The organism is Streptomyces sp. NPDC047049, assembly GCF_040643995.1.
Lineage (GTDB): Bacteria > Actinomycetota > Actinomycetes > Streptomycetales > Streptomycetaceae > Streptomyces > Streptomyces mooreae.
Window position 1 is genome coordinate 166722 of record NZ_JBEYVM010000014.1, and the last position, 19010, is coordinate 185731.

Annotated in this window: 13 protein-coding genes and 1 pseudogene; 7 read left to right on the forward strand and 7 right to left on the reverse strand. The window is 72.7% G+C overall.

From position 1 onward, the window contains the following. Positions 1–3: 3 nt before the first annotated feature. The gene (locus ABZ851_RS26760; protein ID WP_093491557.1) at positions 4–537 is read left to right on the forward strand and encodes a type 1 glutamine amidotransferase domain-containing protein; all 534 of its coding nucleotides are present in this window, start codon (positions 4–6) and stop codon (positions 535–537) included. A gap of 72 nt (positions 538–609) precedes the next feature. Here ABZ851_RS26760 and treZ read toward each other — a convergent pair whose 3' ends face one another. Continuing rightward, positions 610–2418 (reverse strand): malto-oligosyltrehalose trehalohydrolase, encoded by a 1809-nt coding sequence (gene treZ / locus ABZ851_RS26765; protein WP_361132369.1) that lies wholly within the window; start codon positions 2416–2418, stop codon positions 610–612. Between the two features lie 200 nt (positions 2419–2618). Between treZ and ABZ851_RS26770 the strand changes: the two genes are divergently transcribed. After that, a complete protein-coding gene (locus tag ABZ851_RS26770) occupies positions 2619–3164 on the forward strand; it encodes a DUF1707 and FHA domain-containing protein (RefSeq protein WP_088800562.1) in 546 nt (181 codons plus the stop codon). A gap of 81 nt (positions 3165–3245) precedes the next feature. On the opposite strand, the gene otr(A) is transcribed toward ABZ851_RS26770, so the two are convergent. Both otr(A) and ABZ851_RS26780 read right to left on the reverse strand, forming a co-directional pair. Further along, positions 3246–5222 carry a tetracycline resistance ribosomal protection protein Otr(A) gene (otr(A), locus tag ABZ851_RS26775; RefSeq protein ID WP_361132373.1) on the reverse strand — a complete coding sequence of 659 codons (1977 nt, stop codon included), beginning with the start codon at positions 5220–5222 and terminating at the stop codon, positions 3246–3248. A gap of 169 nt (positions 5223–5391) precedes the next feature. After that, a pseudogene (locus ABZ851_RS26780) lies at positions 5392–6807 on the reverse strand (dihydrolipoyl dehydrogenase); the annotation flags it as partial. A gap of 145 nt (positions 6808–6952) precedes the next feature. Between ABZ851_RS26780 and ABZ851_RS26785 the strand changes: the two are divergent. After that, positions 6953–7840, forward strand: coding sequence for a LysR family transcriptional regulator (locus ABZ851_RS26785; protein ID WP_361132376.1), 888 nt, complete (start codon positions 6953–6955; stop codon positions 7838–7840). 15 nt (positions 7841–7855) lie between these two features. Here ABZ851_RS26785 and treY read toward each other — a convergent pair whose 3' ends face one another. Together treY and glgX are read right to left on the reverse strand one after the other, a co-directional pair. Beyond that, complete coding sequence (treY, locus tag ABZ851_RS26790; protein WP_361132379.1) at positions 7856–10315, reverse strand: malto-oligosyltrehalose synthase; 2460 nt, start codon at positions 10313–10315, stop codon at positions 7856–7858. A gap of 359 nt (positions 10316–10674) precedes the next feature. Next, positions 10675–12936, reverse strand: a complete 2262-nt coding sequence (glgX, locus tag ABZ851_RS26795; protein ID WP_361132382.1) for a glycogen debranching protein GlgX — start codon at positions 12934–12936, stop codon at positions 10675–10677. Between the two features lie 242 nt (positions 12937–13178). Here glgX and ABZ851_RS26800 point away from each other — a divergent pair, with 242 nt between their 5' ends. The 3 genes from ABZ851_RS26800 (at position 13179) to ABZ851_RS26810 (ending at position 16744) form a co-directional block, all read left to right on the forward strand. After that, entirely contained in the window at positions 13179–13994 is an 816-nt protein-coding gene (locus tag ABZ851_RS26800; RefSeq protein WP_361132385.1) for a Tat pathway signal sequence domain protein, read from the forward strand. Positions 13995–14043: 49 nt separating this feature from the next. Beyond that, a complete protein-coding gene (locus ABZ851_RS26805; RefSeq protein ID WP_361132388.1) occupies positions 14044–15393 on the forward strand; it encodes a copper amine oxidase in 1350 nt (449 codons plus the stop codon). Between the two features lie 100 nt (positions 15394–15493). Further along, entirely contained in the window at positions 15494–16744 is a 1251-nt protein-coding gene (locus tag ABZ851_RS26810; protein ID WP_361132391.1) for an SAV2148 family HEPN domain-containing protein, read from the forward strand. Between the two features lie 231 nt (positions 16745–16975). Here ABZ851_RS26810 and ABZ851_RS26815 read toward each other — a convergent pair whose 3' ends face one another. Together ABZ851_RS26815 and ABZ851_RS26820 are read right to left on the reverse strand one after the other, a co-directional pair. After that, positions 16976–17452, reverse strand: coding sequence for a DUF1877 family protein (locus ABZ851_RS26815; protein WP_361132394.1), 477 nt, complete (start codon positions 17450–17452; stop codon positions 16976–16978). A gap of 257 nt (positions 17453–17709) precedes the next feature. Continuing rightward, complete coding sequence (locus ABZ851_RS26820; protein WP_361132396.1) at positions 17710–18513, reverse strand: SDR family NAD(P)-dependent oxidoreductase; 804 nt, start codon at positions 18511–18513, stop codon at positions 17710–17712. Between the two features lie 75 nt (positions 18514–18588). Between ABZ851_RS26820 and ABZ851_RS26825 the strand changes: the two genes are divergently transcribed. Further along, the coding region (locus ABZ851_RS26825) for a leucine zipper domain-containing protein (RefSeq protein ID WP_361132426.1) at positions 18589–19010 on the forward strand (422 nt) is incomplete at its 3' end.

Consider the following 19010-nt stretch of genomic DNA (forward strand, 5'->3'; position numbering starts at 1 on the left):
AGTATGCAGGCGGCTTTTCTGGTGGCCACCGAGGGCACCGAACAGGTCGAGCTGACCCGGCCGTGGCAAGCGGTGACCGACGCCGGCGGCGGCCCGACGCTGGTCTCCACCCGCGCGGGAAAGGTGCAGGCGTTCCACCATCTCGACAAGGCGGACACCTTCCCCGTCGACCTGACGGTGGACGAGGCGACCGCGGCGGACTTCGACGGACTGGTGCTGCCCGGCGGCGTGGCCAACCCGGACGCACTGCGCCTCGACGAGCGGGCCGTGGCGTTCGTCAAGTCCTTCTTCGACGCCGGGAAGCCGGTGGCCGCCATCTGCCACGCACCGTGGACGCTCATCGAGGCCGATGTGGTGCGCGGCCGCACGCTGACCTCCTGGCCGAGCCTGCGCACCGACCTCCGCAATGCGGGCGCCACGTGGGTCGACGAACAGGTCCAGATCTGCACCGGCGGACCGAACACCCTGATCACCAGCCGGAAGCCGGCCGATCTGGAGGCCTTCTGCGCGGCATTCGTCTCGGAGTTCTCGCACTGAGACCCGGCGGCTGAGACCCGGCGGCTGAGACCCGGCGGTTGAGGCCTGGCGACCGAAGTCCGGCGACAGCGCCTACGGCCCGAGCACCACCACCGACTCCGGGGGGAGCCGCAGCACACCGTCAGCCCCGGGAAGCCGGGCACCGGGCCAGCCCGCCAGTGCCTGCAGGGCGGCCGGGGGCCGCCCGACCGGGCCGGGGCCGTCCGCCCCCTCGCCCCCGGTGACCGGAATGGCCGCCGTGGCCTCCCGCGCGAGATGGACCGCCACCCGTAGCGGTCCGCGCCGCAGCAGGAGCCAGCGGGCCCGCTCGTCGTAGCGGACGGTGGTGTGGCGTGGATCGGGATCGGTCAACGGCGGCAGCTCATGGCGCAGCGCCAGCAGCGTACGGTGCCAGGCCAGCAGCGAGGCGTGCGGCTCCACGGAGGGTTCGCTCCAGTCCAGGACACTGCGGTCGCGGGTCGCGGGGTCCTGCGGATCCGGCCAGTCCTCGGCGTGACCGGCCCAGTCGTACGCGGCGAACTCGCGACGGCGCCCGGCGCGTACCGCCTCCGCCAGCTCCGGATCCGTGTGAGCGGTGAAGTACTGCCACGGGGTTCTCGCGCCCCACTCCTCGCCCATGAACAGCATCGGGGTGAACGGCGCGCACAGCACCAGGGCGGCGGCACAGGCCAGCAGCCCCGGGGAGAGCCCGGCCGCGAGCCGGTCGCCGAGCGCACGGTTGCCGATCTGATCGTGCGTCTGGGCGTAGGCGAGCAGCCGGTATGCGGGCGTCACCCGCAGGTCGAGGGGCGCGCCGTGCGCCCTGCCGCGGAAGCTGGAGTACGTCCCGTCGTGGAAGAAGCCGCCGGTCAGCGTCTTGGCGAGGGCGGCGAGCGGGGCACGCGCGAAGTCGGCGTAATAGCCCTGGGATTCGCCGGTGAGCGCGGTGTGCAGGGCGTGGTGGAAGTCGTCGTTCCACTGGGCGTGCAGACCGTGCCCGCCGTCCGCCCGGGGTGCGGTGGTGCGCGGATCGTTCTGATCGGATTCGGCGACGAGGAACAGCGGGCGCCGCAGCTCCCCGGCCAGCGCGTCGACGGCGGCGGACAGGGCGGCAAGGAAGTGCGGGGTGCCGTCGTCGTGCAGCGCATGGACGGCGTCCAGCCGCAGGCCGTCGAGCCGGTAGTCGCGCAGCCAGGACAGCGCACAGCCGAGGAGGTAGTCGCGCACCTCGCCGCTGCCGGGGGCGTCGAGATTGACCGCCGCGCCCCACGGCGTGTGATGGGTGTCGGTGAAGTACGGCCCGAACTCCGGGAGCGGGTTGCCGGACGGGCCGAGGTGGTTGTGCACCACGTCGAGCACCACCCCCAGCCCGTGGCCGTGCGCGGCGTCCACGAACCGCTTGAACCCGTCCGGCCCGCCGTACGGTTCGTGCACCGCCCAGGGCGCGACCCCGTCGTAGCCCCATCCGTGGCTGCCGGGGAACGGGCAGACCGGCATCAGGGAGACATGGGTGATGCCCAGGTCGGCGAGGTGGCGCAGCCGCGCGGCGGCGGCGTCGAAGGTGCCCTCGGGGGTGTACGTCCCGATGTGCAGCTCGTAGAGGACCGCGCCCGGCAGCGGGCGGCCGGACCACGGATGCCGCCACCCGAACCGGTCGTGTTCGACGACCGCGGCCGGGCCGCCGGGGCCGTCCGGCAGCCGCGCGGCCCGCGGATCGGGCAGCGGCGGCCCGTCGTCGAGCCGGAAGCCGTACCGGTCCCCCTCGCGGGCCGGTGCCTCGGCACGCCACCAGCCCGCGCGCCCGGCGTCGCGCTCCAGCGGGACGTCCGGCTCACCTGCCCGGTCACCCGCCCACCGGAGGGCGACCTGCCCGGCCTTCGGAGCCCACACCTCGAACAGCACGGCCGTCCTCCTTCGTTCGCTCCGGTCCCGACGGGGAAAGCATGCCCGCACGCCGCCCGGCAGCCCCTCGCGGCGACACGGGCTCCCGCGCCCACCTGCACCCGCACCCCGCCCACCAGCACCTCCGCCCCGCCCACCGGCAACGACCCCGCGCCCAACACCGCCTGGACAGCGGGTCGTGGTGGCCCGAGAATCACGCTATGACTTCGCTCGAGTTCCCCGCGCGCCCCGCGCGCCCGTCGGACGCGGACCGGGAACGCGCTCTTGATCTGCTGCGCGACGGCGCGGCACAGGGACGGCTGTCCCAGGACACCTTCCTGCGACGACTGGAACTCGTCCTCACCGCCCAGCAGCAGTCCGAAATCGAACTGGTCACTGCCGACTTGGCCGACCGGGGCAAGGTCCAGGGCACCCTCCTGCGGATGGTGGGCCGGGCTTCCGCGTTCCACATCCGGGTACGCCGCGCCTGGCGCAGAGAGCGGCTGCCGAAGCTGCTGCTGCCCGAACCGGGCCCGCTGCCGCTGCTCATAGGGCGGGCGCCGGGTGTAGGCCTGCGCCTCAACCACGACACGGTCTCCCGCGCCCACGCCGAACTCCGCAGCGCGGGCAACGGCTGGCTGCTGCGCGACCTCGGCTCCACCAACGGGACCTGCGTCAACGGCCGCCGGGTGGTGGGCGAGGTGCCGGTCGGCCCCGGTGACCACATCACCTTCGGCCAGGTCGATTACGTCCTGACGCAGCGGTGAACGGGCGGCGCGGCCGGACCACCGCGCCGGTCCCCGACAGCCGCGCTGCCGCCCCCCGCCAGGGGCGCGGCAGCCGCCGCCTCAGCCGGACGCGCCGCGCGGCGCCGCATCCCGCCGCACCGGCCGGTCGCCCGACGGGTAGGACGTCCACACCCCTTCACCGTGCGTCAGGCCGGGCAACTGCCCCTGGAACTCCTGGACCCGGCGGGCCGGGAGCGCACCGCTGACCAGCCAGGAATGCCGCCCGCCGGTGGTCTCGGTGAACTCGGCGCCCAGGGCCGCGAGACGGGCGGTCACCGCGGCGAGCGCGGCGAGCGGGACCTCGGCCTCGAAGGCGTGGTACGGCTCGTGGACCCGGGTGCCGGCCGTCCGCAGCGCCCGCGCCAGTACCGAGGCCGTGGCCGTACGGAAGTCCCCCGCGGTGCTGAGCGGGCCGACGAAGCCGGAACGCGTCAGCACCACCCGGCAGTCCGTCACCGCCCACCCGTGCGGTCCGCACCGCAGGGTGGCCAGTGCGGTCTCCTCGACGGCCTGGTGGAAGCCGTGCGGCAGGGCGCCCAGTTCGGTCTCGTAGGTGAACACCGGGCCGGAGCCATGGGCGCCCGGCTCGACCCGGAGGCCGACCGTGGCCCAGGGACCGGTGTGACCGCGCCGGGCGATCTCGTGGCAGGCCTCGCCCACCCCGGACGGCCGCTCGACGCACACCACCCGGCTGGGCGCGAACTCCGCCTCGATGCCGTGCTCCTGGCACAAGGTGGCGGCGATGATCTCCTTCTGCACCTCGCCGTGCAGCAGCACCGAGGTCGTGCCGTCCGGCCCGGGGCGGGCGCGCAGCAGCGGGTCCTGGTCGGCGAGCGCCAGCAGCGCGGCACGCAGCGCCGCGGCCTGTGCCGGGCGGCGGGCGCTGACCAGGGTTTCGAGCGTGGGGGCGGCGAACAGGGCGCCCCCGGCGGGGGCCTCGGCGGCCGGCCCGAGACGGTCACCGGTCCGGATGCCGGGCAGCCCCCGGACGACCCCGATATTGCCCGGCGTCAGCGGCCCGCCGTCACCGGGCGCCCGGCCGACGACCTGGAGCGCGGTGATCCGTCCGGTCAGGGGCCCGCCGGGGCCCTCCGCCCCGGGCCGGTGCAGCTCGACCTGCTGACGGGGCCGCAACTCGCCTCCGTAGAGCCGGATATGGGCGGTCCGTTCGCCGTTCGGCGGCTGCTGGACGGCGAAGACCGTGCCGCGCGCAGTGGCGCCCGGGACGGCGGGGGCCGGGGGAATCAGCCGGACCATGCCCTCGATGAGCGCGCCGACGCCCTGACCGCCGAGCGCGGAACCGAAGTACACCGGGTGCAGCGATCCGTCGGCGGTGCGGGCGGCGAGCGCCGCCCGCAGCCGGTCCGCGGTCAGCCCCGGTCCGTCCGGCTCCGCACCGTCCTGGCCGCGCTCCCGCCCTTCGGGGGCCGGCTCCACCAGCTGGGCCAGGACCGACTCGTCCACCTCGGCGACCACTTCGGCGATCCGCTCGCGGATCCGGGGGTCCTCCAGGGAGTACGGCACCACCTCGGCGCCCGCGGTGCCGAGGCCGGTCACGGACGTCATCGGGACGGCGGCCGGTGTCAGCAGCCGGCGGATGTCCGCGAGCAGCGCCTCGTCCCGGGCGCCGGCCCGGTCGATCTTGTTGAGGAACAGCAGGGTGGGCAGCCGCAGCCGCCGCAGCGTCCTCATCAGCACCCGGGTCCTGGCCTGGACGCCCTCCACCGCGGACAGCAGCAGTACGGCTCCGTCGAGCACCCCCACGGCGCGCTCGACCTCGGCGATGAAGTCGGCATGGCCGGGCGTGTCGATGAGGTTGATCTGCGCCTCGCCGACGGTGAAGGAGGCGACGGTCGAGCGGATGGTGATTTTGCGCCGGCGCTCCAGCTCGCCGGAGTCCGTGATGGTGTCGCCCGTGTCGACGCTGCCGAGCCGGTCGATGGCGCCGGTGTCGAACAGCAGCCGCTCGGTGAGGCTGGTCTTACCCGCGTCGACGTGGGCGAGGATCCCGATGTTCAGGGTGTGCGAAACAAGCATGGAAAGGCGTTTCCTCAAGAACTGTCGTCCGGCTGGGGCGATGAGTAGTTCCGAGGAATCCGCGCATTCCGTGCTCCTGGTGTGGGGAAAAACGGGCGTACGGGGTCATGGTGCCAGCCGTGCGCGGGGCCGCAACCGAATTAACGGGCACCCCGGCCCCCGCTTTGTGCTGGTGCAGGCCCCGGCCCGCCAGGGTCATGAACGCCTCGCCGACCGCCTCCGACAGCGTCGGGTGCGCATGGACGTGCGCGGCGACATCGGCCGGTTCGGCGTCCCAGGCCACGATCAGCTGGCTCTCGGCGATCATCTCCGAGACGTGCGGGCCGACGAGATGGACGCCGAGCACCGCGCCCGCGGCCGCGCCGTCCGCCCCGCCCGCCGCGGCGATCACCTTCACCATGCCGCCCTGACCGTGCACCATGCCCTTGGCGGTGGCGGCCAGCGGCAGGGTGTTGACCGTGACCTTCAGACCGCGGTCGCGCGCCTCGGCCTCCGTCAGACCGACCGAGGCGGTCTGCGGCGAGGAGTACGTCACCCGCGGCACGGTCGCGTAGTCCACCGCCCGGCCGGGCAGGCCCGCCAGCGTCTCGGCCACCAACAGGCCCTCCGCGAACGAGGCATGGGCCAGCCCCAGGGACGGCGGCGGCAGCAGATCACCGACCACATGGATGCCCGGCACGGCGGTCTCCAGCCGCGACCGGTCCGCCGGTGCCACGAACCCCCGCTCGTCCGCCGACAGCCCGGCGGCCGCGAGGTCCAGCCCGTCCGTCACCGGGACCCGCCCCACCGCCACCAGCAGCCGCTCCGCCTCGGTCACCAGCTCCTCGCCCCGGGGCGTGCGCACCGTGACCCGCACCCCCTCCGGCAGCAGCTCGGTGCCGGTCAGCGTCGAGCCCGTGCGCACCGTGATGCCGCGCTTCTTCAGCCCGCGTGCGAGATGACGGCCGACGTCCTCGTCCTCCAGCGGAAGCAGCCGCTCCGCCGCCTCGACGAGGGTGACCTCGGCCCCCATGGAGCGGTGGAAGGACGCGTACTCGACCCCGATCGCGCCGCCGCCCAGGACCACCACGGACGCCGGGAGTCCCGGGGCGAACAGCGCGTTGTCGCTGGTCACGACGCGGCGGCCATCGGTCGCCAGGCCCGGCAGCAGGCGTGGCCGGGAGCCGGTGGCAAGGACGATGCCGCGCCGCGCGGTGAACTCCCCGGCGCCCTCGATGCGGACGGTGCGGGGGCCGGTCAGCCGTGCCGTCCCCCGGACGGTCCGTACGCCTGCCGCCCGCAGGTTCCCCACCACCCCTTGGTGGTTGCGGCTGACGAGGGTGTCGCGGGTGGCCACCAGCGCCGGCCAGTCCAGGGAGTCGACGGTGGCCTTGACGCCCCACCGCTCGCGGGCCTCCGCGATGCCGTCCACCAGCTCGGCGGCGTGCAGCATCGCCTTGCTGGGGACGCAGCCACGGTGCAGGCAGGTGCCGCCGACCAGGTCGCGTTCGGCCAGCACCACGTGCAGGCCCAGGGCCGCGGCGCGCAGCGCGGTGCTGTAGCCGCCGGTGCCACCGCCGATGACAAGGACGTCCGTCGTGTGCATGTCTCTCCGACTCATGGCAGTCAGACTCCGCCCACCTGCGGTGATGAGTCCAAGGCAATGTTTCTATGGAGTTGATGCAGAGGCTTCATGGGCGGCTTCATGGCCCGCCTCAGGAGGCGGGCCGGGCACAGGGGGAGGGGCGGGCATGAGCCTGCGGCAGATGGAATACCTCGTCGAGGTCGTCGAGCGGGAGTCCTTCACCCGCGCCGCCGAGGCGCTGCACGTCACCCAGTCCGCGCTCTCGCATCAGATCAAGGCGCTGGAACGGGAGGTCGGCGGCCCGCTGCTGGAGCGGATGACGCGCGGGGTGCGGCTGACCGTGATGGGGCGGGCCTACTTCCCGCACGCCGAACTCGCCGTCCGCAGTGCCCGGCAGGCCCGCCGCGCCGCGCTCGCGGCGGGCGGTGCCCACAGCGGCGAACTGCATATCGCGACCGTCCACGCACAGGCGATCGGGGTCCTCCCCGAGGTCTGCGCACGCTGGGCCCGCGAGCATCCGGGCGTGCGTCTGGTGCTCCACGAGTACGCCACCACCGAGGAACTCGCCGAGCAGATGGCCCGCGGCGTGGCCGATATGGCGCTCGGCCCGCCTCCCCGGGACTGGCCGGGCCCGGTCACGGCCGTGGGAGAGGAACGGATGGTGCTGGTCGTCCCGCACGGTGACCCGCTCGCCGCCCGGGAGTCGGTACGCCTCGCGGAGCTGGCGGACCGCCCGTGGGTGCGCTGCAGCCTGGAGCCGGTGGTCGGCGGACGGCGCTGGCTGGACCTGGAGTGCGAACGGGCCGGCTTCACCCCGCGTACCGCCGTCCGCACCCAGCACAGCTCGACCGCCGTCCGGATGGCCGCGGCGGGCGTCGGCGTGCTGCTGACCGCGGCCCATGAACTGCGCGGCCTGGACTGTGCGTCGGTGCCCACCGACCCGCCCTGGCGCCGCGACATCACCGTCTTCTCGCGGGTCCGGCTGACCGGCGCGGCAGCGGAGTTCACCACGTACCTGCGCGCGGCGGGGGACTCCGGCGGCGCCGGGAACTGACGCCGCGCCGCCCTCTCACTCCGCCACGAACAACGCCACCGGCGACACCGCCAGCAGCTCGCTCAGCCCCACCGCAGCGCCCCCCGGCAGCTCGCGGCCGGTCAGCTGGTCGCGCCAGGGGCCGCCCGGCGGCAGCCGCAGCAGGGTGTCCCACCAGCCGCCGGTCTCCACCAGGCACAGCGACAGACGGGTCACCACCGTCAGCACCCGGCCGCTGCGGCAGAACGCCACACAATGCTCGGCCGCCGGGCCCTCCGCATACACCGGCTCGTACGACGCGGTGGCGCCGAACCACTGGGGCCGAGCGCGCCGCAGCCGCAGTGCCGTGGCGGTCAGCCGGAGCTTTTCGGCGGACAGACCGCGTGGCGCGCCCCCGGCGTCCAGCTCGGCCAGCAGTTGTGGACCGAAGCGGGCCGGCCGCCTGTTGTCCGGGTCGACCAGTGCGGCATAGGCGCGTTCGGTGCCCTGATAGAGGTCGGGGACGCCCGGCATGGTGAGGTGCAGCAGCGCCGCGCCCAGCACATTGGCGCGGACGAACGGGGCGACTTCCGTATCCAGCGCGGCGAGCGGGGCGGCCGTGGGACCGCACGGCCCGTTGCGTACGAACTCCTCGACCGCCTCCTCGTAACCCGTGTCCGGCTCGGTCCACGAGGTGCGCAGCCCGGCCTCCCGTACGGCCTTGAGGACCGCGGGTGCCACCCGCTCCGCCGCGGCTTTGTCGCCGGGCGTACCCAGGCCGAACACGGTCTGCCAGGCCAGCCACGACACCATCGGGTCCGCCGGACCGGTGCCGGCCGGTCCGCCGGCGCCGACGTCGCACACCGCCCCCTCGGCCATCGCGCCCAGCACGTCCCGCCACCGGTCCGGGCACTCCGACAGCACCGCGATCCGCGCCCGGACATCGGCGCTGCGCTTGGTGTCATGGGTGGAGAGCACCGTGCCCGCCGCCGGCCGGTCCCGTTGCACCCGGGCGCAGTACGCATGGAACGCCTCCGGGGGCAGCGCCGGTTCCCCGGGAGCGCCGCCGACCTCACAGGCCGACAGCAGCACCGGATAACGGTAGAAGGCGGTGTCCTCCACGGACTTGGCATGCAGCGCGGACGCGGTCTGGGCGAACCGCGCGGCGAAGTCGGCGCAGTCCCCGCGGTCGTGGTCCGGATGGTCCGGCAGCAGGCCGAGCGCCAGATCGTGGATCAGATCCACCGCCCGTGCCTCCTCGGGCACCCGGAAGGCGGTGCGCGCCCCCGCCGCGGCCGTGCCCAGCATCGCCGCGTCCCGCTCGGCCTGCCCCGGATCCGCGGGGTACGGGCGGTAGACCGGCAGCCGCACCATCAGCTCCCGGATGGCATGGCGCAGCGCCCACGGCGCATGGTCGCCCGGCTCGGGGACGCGTGCGCTGATCCGGACCGCGGTCCGCACCAGCCGCTCGACCTCCGCGGCCAGATCGTGCGTGATGACCTCGTACGCGGCCCGGCGCACCGTCTCCTCCCAGTCGCCGCCCTCGTCGGCCAGCGGGGTGACGAAGTCCCGGTAGTGGGAGAAGAGCCGTCCGGCGCCCTGCGGGCAGACGAACAGTCCGTCGATGTGGCGCAGGGCGTCATAGCCCGTGGTGCCCGCGCAGGCCCAGCTCTCCGGCAGCAGTTCGTCGCCGGTGAGGATCTTCTCGACCACCGTCCAGCGGCCGCCGGTGCCCTCGTGCAGGCGGGCCAGATAGCCGCCGGGGTCCACCAGGCCGTCCGGGTGGTCGATGCGCAGCCCGTCGATGACGCCCTCGCGGACCAGCCGCAGCACCGTGCCATGGGTCGCCTCGAAGACCTCGGGGTCCTCGGCGCGGACCGCGATCAGTTCTGCAATGGTGAAGAAGCGGCGGTAGTTGAGCTCACTGCGGGCCAGCCGCCACCAGGCGAGGCGGTACCACTGGGCCTCCAGGAGGCGGGGCAGCTCCAGCTCCTCCGTACCGGGGCGCAACGGAAAGGCATGCTCCCGGTAGCGCAGCACGTCCCCCTCGACGCGGAAGTGCCGCGCCTCCTCGCCGAGCCGCCCTCCGAGCACCGGCAGCAGCAGCCGGCCGCCGTGTCCGGCGTCCCAGTCGATGTCGAACCAGCGCGCGTACGGGGACGCCGGACCGTCGCGCAGTACCTGCCACAGCGGCCCGTTGAGCGACACCGGGCCTGGCACGGCCATATGGTTCGGTACGAGGTCCACCACCAGCCCGAGGCCGTGCGACCGGGCCGTCGCCGCCAGCGCCCGCAGCCCGCGTTCGCCGCCCAGCTCGGCCCGTACCGCCGCGTGATCGACCACGTCATAGCCGTGCGTGGACCCCGGCACCGCCTCCAGGACCGGCGAGAGATGCAGATGGGAGACGCCCAGCGCGGCCAGATGCGGGACCGCCCGCTCGGCGGCGGCGAACGGGAAGTCCGGCTGGAGCTGCAGCCGGTAGGTGGCGGTCGGCGACGGACTCGGTGGCTGCGTCATGGGGACACCCGTACCCCGCTGACGGCCCGTTGTCTCCTCCCCGCCCGGCACGGGTGTCGTCCCTTCCTCCAACGGGGCGGGCGGAGAGGCCGCAGATCTTCGTACATCCGGTGCGTGGGGTGCGCGGACCGTGCCCGATAGCGTCCGGCAATGACTGCTGTCATGGCCACCTGTCGCCGGGTGCCGGCCCTGAGCGGGCCGGTGCTGCCGGTCTTCTCCTTCCTCGGCAGACTCCCCACGGCCAGGGCGGTGCGCCGGCGGCGGGTCTGAGGCCCACGGCCCCTTCGCCGCCTTCGCCGTCGGAACCGCCGCGGCGATCCTTGCCGTCGCCCTCGGAACCCCGGCCCGGCGCCCCGCCGCTATGCCGGCCGCTGCAGCACCAGCAGGCTCCGGCCGATCAGCGTCAGCCGGTCACCGGCCTTGACCTTGGCGCCGCCGCCGTCCGCCACCGCCTGCGGCCGGTCGGTGTCCACCACGATCTGCCACTGCCGGCCCAGGTGCTCGGGGACGATGAACTCCTTCTCCTGGTCATGGGCGTTGAACAGCAGCAGGAACGAGTCGTCGGTGACCGGTTCGCCCCGCGGACCCGGCTCGGAGATCGAGCTGCCGTTGAGGAACACCGCCAGCGACTTGGCGTGCACCGACTGCCAGTCGCGCGGCCCCATCTCCTCGCCGCCCGCCGTGAACCACGCGATGTCGGACAGCTCGTCGTGGGTGCCCTCCATGGGATGCCCCTGGAAGAACCGCCGGCGCCGGAACACCGGGTGGTCGCGCCGCAGCCACACCATCTGCCGCACGAACTCCAGCAGCGCCCACTGCTCCGCGTCCCCCTCCGACACCACGGCCCCCGCCGACGCCTCATCCGTCTCCGACGCCTCATCGGCCTCCGATGCCTGGCCCTCCTCCGACGCCCCGTACGTCTCGTCGCTGGCCCCGGGCCCGTCCGGTGCGCCGGCGCTCCCGCCCGGCCCCCGCTCCGGCCAGCGCACCCATGACAGCTCGTTGTCCTGGCAGTACGCGTTGTTGTTGCCGTCCTGGCTGCGGCCGAACTCGTCGCCGTGGCTGAGCATCGGCACGCCCTGCGACAGCATCAGCGTGGCGACGAAGTTGCGCATCTGCCGCGCCCGCAGCCGGCGCACCCCGGGGTCGTCGGTCGGCCCCTCGGCACCGCAGTTCCAGGACCGGTTGAAGCGCTCACCGTCCCGGTTGTCCTCGCCGTTGGCCTCGTTGTGCTTCTCGTTGTACGCGACCAGATCGTGCAGCGTGAAGCCGTCATGGCAGGTCACGAAGTTCACCGAGGCCAGCGGCCGCCGCCCGTCCTCCTGGTAGAGGTCCGACGAACCCGTCAGCCGCGATCCGAACTCCGCGAGGGTGCGCGGTTCGCCCCGCCACAGGTCCCGCACGGTGTCGCGGTACTTCCCGTTCCACTCGGTCCACAGCGGCGGGAAGTTCCCCACCTGATAGCCGCCCTCGCCCACGTCCCACGGCTCGGCGATCAGCTTCACCTGGCTGACGACCGGGTCCTGGTGGACCAGGTCGAAGAACGACGACAGCCGGTCCACCTCGTGGAACTGCCGGGCCAGCGTCGCCGCCAGGTCGAAGCGGAAGCCGTCCACCCGCATCTCCTGCACCCAGTAGCGCAGTGAGTCCATCACCAGCTGGAGCACATGAGGGCTGCGCATCAGCAGCGAGTTCCCGGTGCCCGTGGTGTCCATGTAGTACTGCTTGTCGTCCGACAGCCGGTAGTACGAGGCGTTGTCCAGCCCCCGGAACGACAGCGTCGGACCCAGATGGCTGCCCTCGGCGGTGTGGTTGTAGACGACATCGAGGATCACCTCGATACCGGCCTGGTGCAGGGCCCGCACCGCCGTCTTGAACTCCAGCACCTGCTGCCCGCGGTCGCCCCACGACGCATAGGCGTTGTGCGGGGCGAAGAACCCGATGGTGTTGTAGCCCCAGTAATTCGTCAGCCCCGCGTCCACCAGCCGGTGGTCCTGGACGAACTGGTGCACCGGCATCAGCTCCAGCGCGGTCACCCCGAGCTTGGTGAGGTGGTCGATGATCGCCGGATGCGCCAGCGCGGCGTAGGTGCCGCGCAGCTCCTCGGGGAGCTCCGGATGGCGCATCGTCAGGCCCTTGACATGGGCCTCGTAGAGCACCGTCTCGTGATACGCGGTACGGGGCGGGCGGTCGTCACCCCAGTCGAAGTACGGGTTGACCACCACCGACGCCATGGTGTGCGGCGCCGAGTCCAGGTCGTTGCGGACCTCGGGACGCCCGAAGTGGTAGCCGTAGACGGCCTCGTCCCAGTCGATCCGGCCGCTCATGGCCCGTGCGTACGGATCGAGCAGCAGCTTTGCCGAGTTGCAGCGCTGCCCCCGTTCCGGTTCGTAGGGACCGTGCGCCCGGAAGCCGTAGCGCGCTCCCGGCATCACCCCAGGAAGGTACGCGTGCCGCACATTGGCGTCGCTCTCCCGCAGCTCGACGGCGGTCTCCGAGCCGTCGTCGTGCAGCAGACACAGTTCGATGCGCTTCGCGGCTTCGGAGAACACCGCGAAGTTGGTGCCCGCCCCGTCATAGGTGGCACCCAGCGGATACATCTGTCCCGGCCAGACCTGCATGGGTAGACTCTTCCACTTTCTTCTCGGGCGCAGCGGCGACTCCACGACGCACCTTCGCGAAACGAATCGAAATCCTTCCCCAACTTTTCGCAACTTCTCGCACACAGAGGGCTTTTCGCGGGATCTCCGCTCAATGGTGGAGCAACCTGTCGCGATGTCGGATCGTCCTACTGGTCGTCCTGTCGGAGGACGGACGGGGGATCCGAGATGCATGTCATGGAATGTGACAGCAGGGGGGAACCGTGCGCCACCTGATGCACCGCCACCTCGGCAAGGTCCTCGCGGGGACCGCCCTCGCACTGACCGGCACCGCCCTCATGGCCGCGATCACCCTGCCCGCCGGCGCGGACGCCGCCGACGGAGCGAGCGGCCGGAGCCGGCCCGGTGCGGTGGGCCCGTCCGTGCCGGGACCCGATCCGGGGCCCCCGCCGCCCGGCGTCGTCGAGGCATCCCGCCCGCAGGGAGAACGCGGCCGGGGACGGGACCCGCTCACCGACGACGAACTGCGGCGCGCCCGGGAGCTGGCCCTGCCGCGTGCCCGGCGTGCCGCCGCCGCCGACGTCACCGGGCGGCCCGGGCCCGAACCCCTCACCACCGACCTGGCCGAACCCACCCCCGCGGAGGCCGGGCTCGCCGACCCGCCGCGCCGGGCACTGGTCTCCTTCTACGACTACCGGAGCGACAGCTACCGCACCACCACCGTCAACCTCACCACCTCGAAGGTGGAGTCGACGGACACCCGACACGGCGTCCAGCCGCCGCCCAGCCACGCCGAGGCCGTCGAGGCGTCCCGGCTGCTGATCGCCGACCCGCTGGGAGCCGGGCTGCGCCAGGACTACCGCGAGGCCACCGGACGAGACCTCACCGGCCCTGACCCGCTCGCCGTGACCGGTTTCGTCTACCGCGGCCGCGCGGAAGGCGAGGCTCCGGGCGCCCTGGCCGACTGCGGGGAACACCGCTGCATCCGCCTCTTCACCAAGGTGAAGGACGGCCCGTGGATCGACACCCGCCGCCTGGTGATCGACCTCAGTGCCCGCACCGTCGCCCGCCTCGGCTGACCGCCCCGCGCACCGCCGACCCCGCCACTCCTTCCCCGGGAGCCCTTGGATGCCCGAAAGACGCCCCGCCGTGACCCGCCGCCCACGCCGCCGTGCCGCGGCCCTCACCGCCCTCCCCTTGCTGCTCACGGCGACCGCCCTGCTGACCGGTCCCTCCGCCCAGGCCGCTCCCGAAGCCCCCGTCGCGCCCCTCCGCGCGGGCCCGGCCGCCGCCGCTCCCCGCTGCAGCGCCGCCTACCGCATCACCCAGACCCTGGAGGGCGGCACCGTCTGGCGGATGTGCTGGCACTACGAAGGCAACGCCGGCCTCGTCCTGGACGACGTCTCCTACCAGCCCCGGGGCGAACGCGCCCCGATCAAGGTGCTCACCACCGCCAAACTCGCCCAGATCCACGTCCCCTACGACGACGGCGGCAATGAGTACGACGACCTCACCGGTCAGGGCTTCGCCCAGGGCCTGATGAAGCTCGACCCCGCCGAATGCCCCGGCGGCACCATCAAGACCGTCCGGGTACCCGGTGCCTACGACGCCGCGCACCCCGACGTCAGCGGCCTGTGCGCCACCACCCGCGCCCGCGGCCACGCCTACCGGATGGGCCCCTACCCCGGTGAACAGGCCAAGACCTACCAGCTCCAGGGCAAGGACCTGCTGCTCTACACCGTCAACAAGACGGGCTGGTACGAGTACATCAGCGAGTGGCGGTTCTCCGGCGACGGCACCATGACCCTGCAGATCGGCGCCACCGGCACCCTCTCACCCAGCGACTTCGACGCCGGCGACGGCCGGGGCACGCCGATCGGCAAGGGCGCCAAGGACTACGCCACCAGCCACAGCCACAACGTCTTCTGGCGGCTGAACTTCGGCCTGGACGGCAGCGCCGCCAACAAGGTCGAGCAGTTCGACTCCGCCACCACCATCCGCCCCGGCGGCAGCACCCCCACCATCCGCACCACCCGTACCCCCGTCACCAAGGAACTCGCCGGGGACTTCGGCCCGCTGCGCTGGTGGCGGGTGGTGAGCGACACCGGAAGGAACCGGGACGGCCACCCGCGCTCGTACCAAATCGTGCCGGGCCCCTCCAGCAGGTACACCGGACGCAGCTACACCAAACACGACATCTACTTCACCGAGTACAACAAATGTGAGCAGTTCGCCAGCAACAACCTGGCCAACTGCGGCGCGCGCGCCGGCAAGAGCGTCGACACCTGGGTCAACGGCCAGCCGCTGAAACACCCCATCGCGTGGGTCAACATCGGCTTCCACCACATCGCCAGGGACGAGGACCAGGAACCCATGCCTGTTCACTGGCAGGGCTTCCAGCTGGTTCCCCGTGACGTCACCGCTATGAATCCGCTCACTCCTCCCGCGCTGTCCGGCCACAACGGGCACTACGGTTAAGGGGAGTTGGCAACCGACTCCCGCCATCCTGCTGCACCGCCTCCCGCACCGCAGTAGTCTGCCTTGATCGTTGGCACGGGGGTTCGGAAGGCGGTGGCAGGTGAGCGGCGGGCTGGAGTTGCCCCCTGGTGACGAGAGTCATGAGGGCCATGAGGGCGGCTCCGTCGACGCACCGCCCGGCGCGGTGTCCCTGGCACGCCCGCTGGAAATCGGGGCGGAGCTGGACTGGGGCGCCGACGCCTGGAGCGAGGTGCGCACCCGGGCCCGGCGGGCCGGCCGCGCCTACATCTGGCTGAATCTCGTCGAGCAACGGCTGCGGGCCGTCGTCGCCGCCGTGCTGCGGCCCATCTACGAGCCGGTGCACGGCGACGAATGGGTTGTCGCGGCGGCCGGCCCGGCCGGACAGGAGTGGGTCCAGCGCGCGGTCGCCGTCCGCGAGGTCAGCCGCCGCAAGGGCTACCTCCTCGACCCCGCGGACGACAACATCGTCAGCTTTCTGACACTGCCGCAACTCCGTGAACTGATGGTCCAGCACTGGCCCTGCTTCGAGCCGTACTTCGACGACCGCCGCGAGGTCGAGCTGGCCCTCGACGAACTCGAGGTCGCCCGCAACATCGTCTCCCGCAACCGCGCCCTGTCCGAGACGGTCCTCGCCCAGGCCGAACGCGCCTCCGCCCGCCTCCTGGACCTCCTCGGCTCCGGCGTCGGCACCCGGATCTCCGGACGGCTGCCCATCGACGCGGTGGAGGACCTGGTCGGCGACCGCTACGCCGACGTCATCGGGGTGCACTCCGACCGGGTGCGGCTGCAGCGCCAGCTCCCCGCCGAGGACCTGTTCGGCAACGCCCGCCGGCTCGACGCCGTCGGCATAGGACTGAACCTCCTGGTCCAGAACTACTCGGGCCGCCGGCTGGTCCGGCTCGCCGAATCCGGCTGCCGCGTCCGTCTGCTCTTCCTCAACCCGGCCAGCAGCGCGGTCCGCCGCCGGGAGCGCGAGATCGGCCTGAAGAAGGGGGAGATGAGCCGTTCCATCGAGATGAACATCCTCCACATGCGACGGGTGCGCGCCCGGCTGCGCGACCCCGGCGCCTTCGAGATCCAGGTCTTCGACGAGACTCCGCGCTTCACCGCCTACCTCGTCGACGGCGACGGCCCCGACGGCGTGGCCGTCGTCCAGCCCTACCTCCGCAAGAGCCGTGGCATGGAGTCCCCCGTCCTCGTCCTCCGCGGCGGCGGCCGGGAGATCGTCCGCCAGGACGCCCGGGGCGCCCGCGACGGCGACCACGGCCTCTTCGAGACCTACCGGGAGGAATTCGAGAGCATGTGGGCGGATTCGCGGCCGGTTTCCTGACCCGACCGCGGGTGGCGCCTCAGACGTTGTTTCACTTGGTGAGTCGTCGGTACCGGTACCGGCAGCACCACGAACACGGAATCCGCGACCACCCCCAGTCTGTACAGCACCGGCGGCACCGCCATCAGCAGCACACCGACGGCGAGCCGCCCGGCGGCATCCCGCTTCAACAGACCGGAGTCGTGCCGCAGTACCTACGCGATATCGGGTGCCACCTGCGGCTCCGCATCCTCAGAAGCTGAACTCCATGAACGCCCCATATCCCCCCTCGGCCGCTTCGGTGAAGAACGTGACGACCTCCTCGTACGCGTCCTTCAGCCATTCCAGTTCGCCCTCGCAGTCCCAGACCCGGGGGTAGATATCCTCCGCCAGCATCTTCTCCGGGTCGAAATGGACCGCCAGCTGCTCCCACGGGAGCGCTCGCAGCCGCTGCGCCAGGCTCGCGACCTGCTCCGGCGGCCAGGCGAAAAGGGTGCCGTCCTCCAGGAGCATGTCCCCGTCCATCAGGAATTCGAGGCCCACATCGTCAGCCTGGCCGAGCAGGTACTCCAGGCCCGCCCATGCCTTGTCAGGGCCACCGCAGGGGCGGTCCGGCGTGGAGAACTCGCCGTCTCCCCACAGCCCCTCGATGAAATCCTCGACCCACCCGGGATCCTGCTCGCCCTTGTCCAGCTCTTCGGGCGTCGCGGCGGTGAAATGGATGGTCATGCCCATAGACGTCAATCCCCCTTGTCGCAGCGGCAGTTCGAGCCGCTGCTCGTACCGTCACCGCGAGTGTGGCACGGGGGTCTGACAACGGGCCGGGTGTCCGGGCGCCGGGGGACGGGACGTTGCGGACGCCCCTGACGCAGCGCCCGCGCCACACAGTTCTCCTTCGCGGCCCGAGGAAGTGCTCCGGTACCAACCGTTCCACCAGTTCCGTCATGCACAGCTCAACGAACGATCACACCATCAGAAACGGCGCCTTACGGGGTCCCCGTGATCCCGCCGTCGACCCGCAGCTCGATCCCGTTGATGTAATCGGCGAGCGGGCTCGCAAGGTAGGCGACCGCGGCGGCGATGTCCTCCGGGCGCCCCAGCCGTCCGCTCGGGTTGGGCGCGTACTCCGCAACGATCCCCGCTTCGTCCGGTCCGCCCTCTGCATCCGCCCCGGGGGCCTCGTCCCCGGCCGCCCGCTCCTCGAACATCCGGGACAGGGAGGGAGTCACGATCACTCCCGGACTCACGCAGTTCGCGGTGACGCCCGTCCCGGCGAGATGCCGGGCCAGGCTGGTGGTCATGTTCACCACGGCGGCTTTGGCGGCGGAGTACGCCACCATGTTGGGCAGCGGTGTCCGCACCGCCCGGCTGCCGATGGTGATCACCCGGCCCCAGCCGTGCGCCCGCAGCGACGGCAGCAGCGTCTGACTGACCCGCACCGTCGGCAGCACATTCCCCTCGAAGGCGGCCCGCCAGTCGGCCGGCCGGGAACTCTCCCAGTCGTGCTCGGCGAACGGACCGGCGTTGTTGACGAGGATGCGGGCTCCGAAGTCGCGTGCGGTGAGGGCGACCTGCTCGGCGACGCCCGGCTCCGTCAGGTCCCCGAGCACCACTTCGGCCCGTACGCCGCGGGCCGCGACCTGCTCGGCGACGGCCGCCGCGGCTCCCGCGCCACGCCCGTGGACGAGCACGTCGCAGCCCTCGTCCGCCAGCATCCCGGCGATCGTCGCCCCGATCCCCGAGCTGCTGCCCGTCACCAGCGCGCCTTGTCCTGCCAGCCGTAGGTCCATGGCGGTCAGCCTAGGTGTGCTGTCCCGGCACGTTGGTGACACGCGTGCTGGGTGCTTGAACGAGGTGAGGGCCTTCTGGCTCGGTGGGGAAGGCTGCGTCTGGCCCGGTGCGTCGTCGACGACGGCTGGCCGCTGCGCCGGGCCGCCGAACGATTCCAGGTCAGCCACACCACAGCGGCACGCTGGGCCGGCCGCTACCAACTGCACGGTCACGCAGGCATGGACGACCGCTCCAGCAGGCCCCGTCACCAGCCGCACCGCACGTCCGCGGCGGTCGAGGACAAGGTCGTCCGCATGCGACGCGAGCACCGCATCGGCCCACTGCGGCTGGCCGTCCGTGCCGGTGTCGCACCTTCCACCGCCCACCGGATCCTCAAGCGCCACGGCCTGCCGCCGTTGGCTGCCACCGACCGGGCCACCGGCGAGCCCGTCCGCCGCTACGAACGCGCCCGCCCCGGCGAACTGGTCCACATCGACGTCAAGAAACTCGGCCGCAT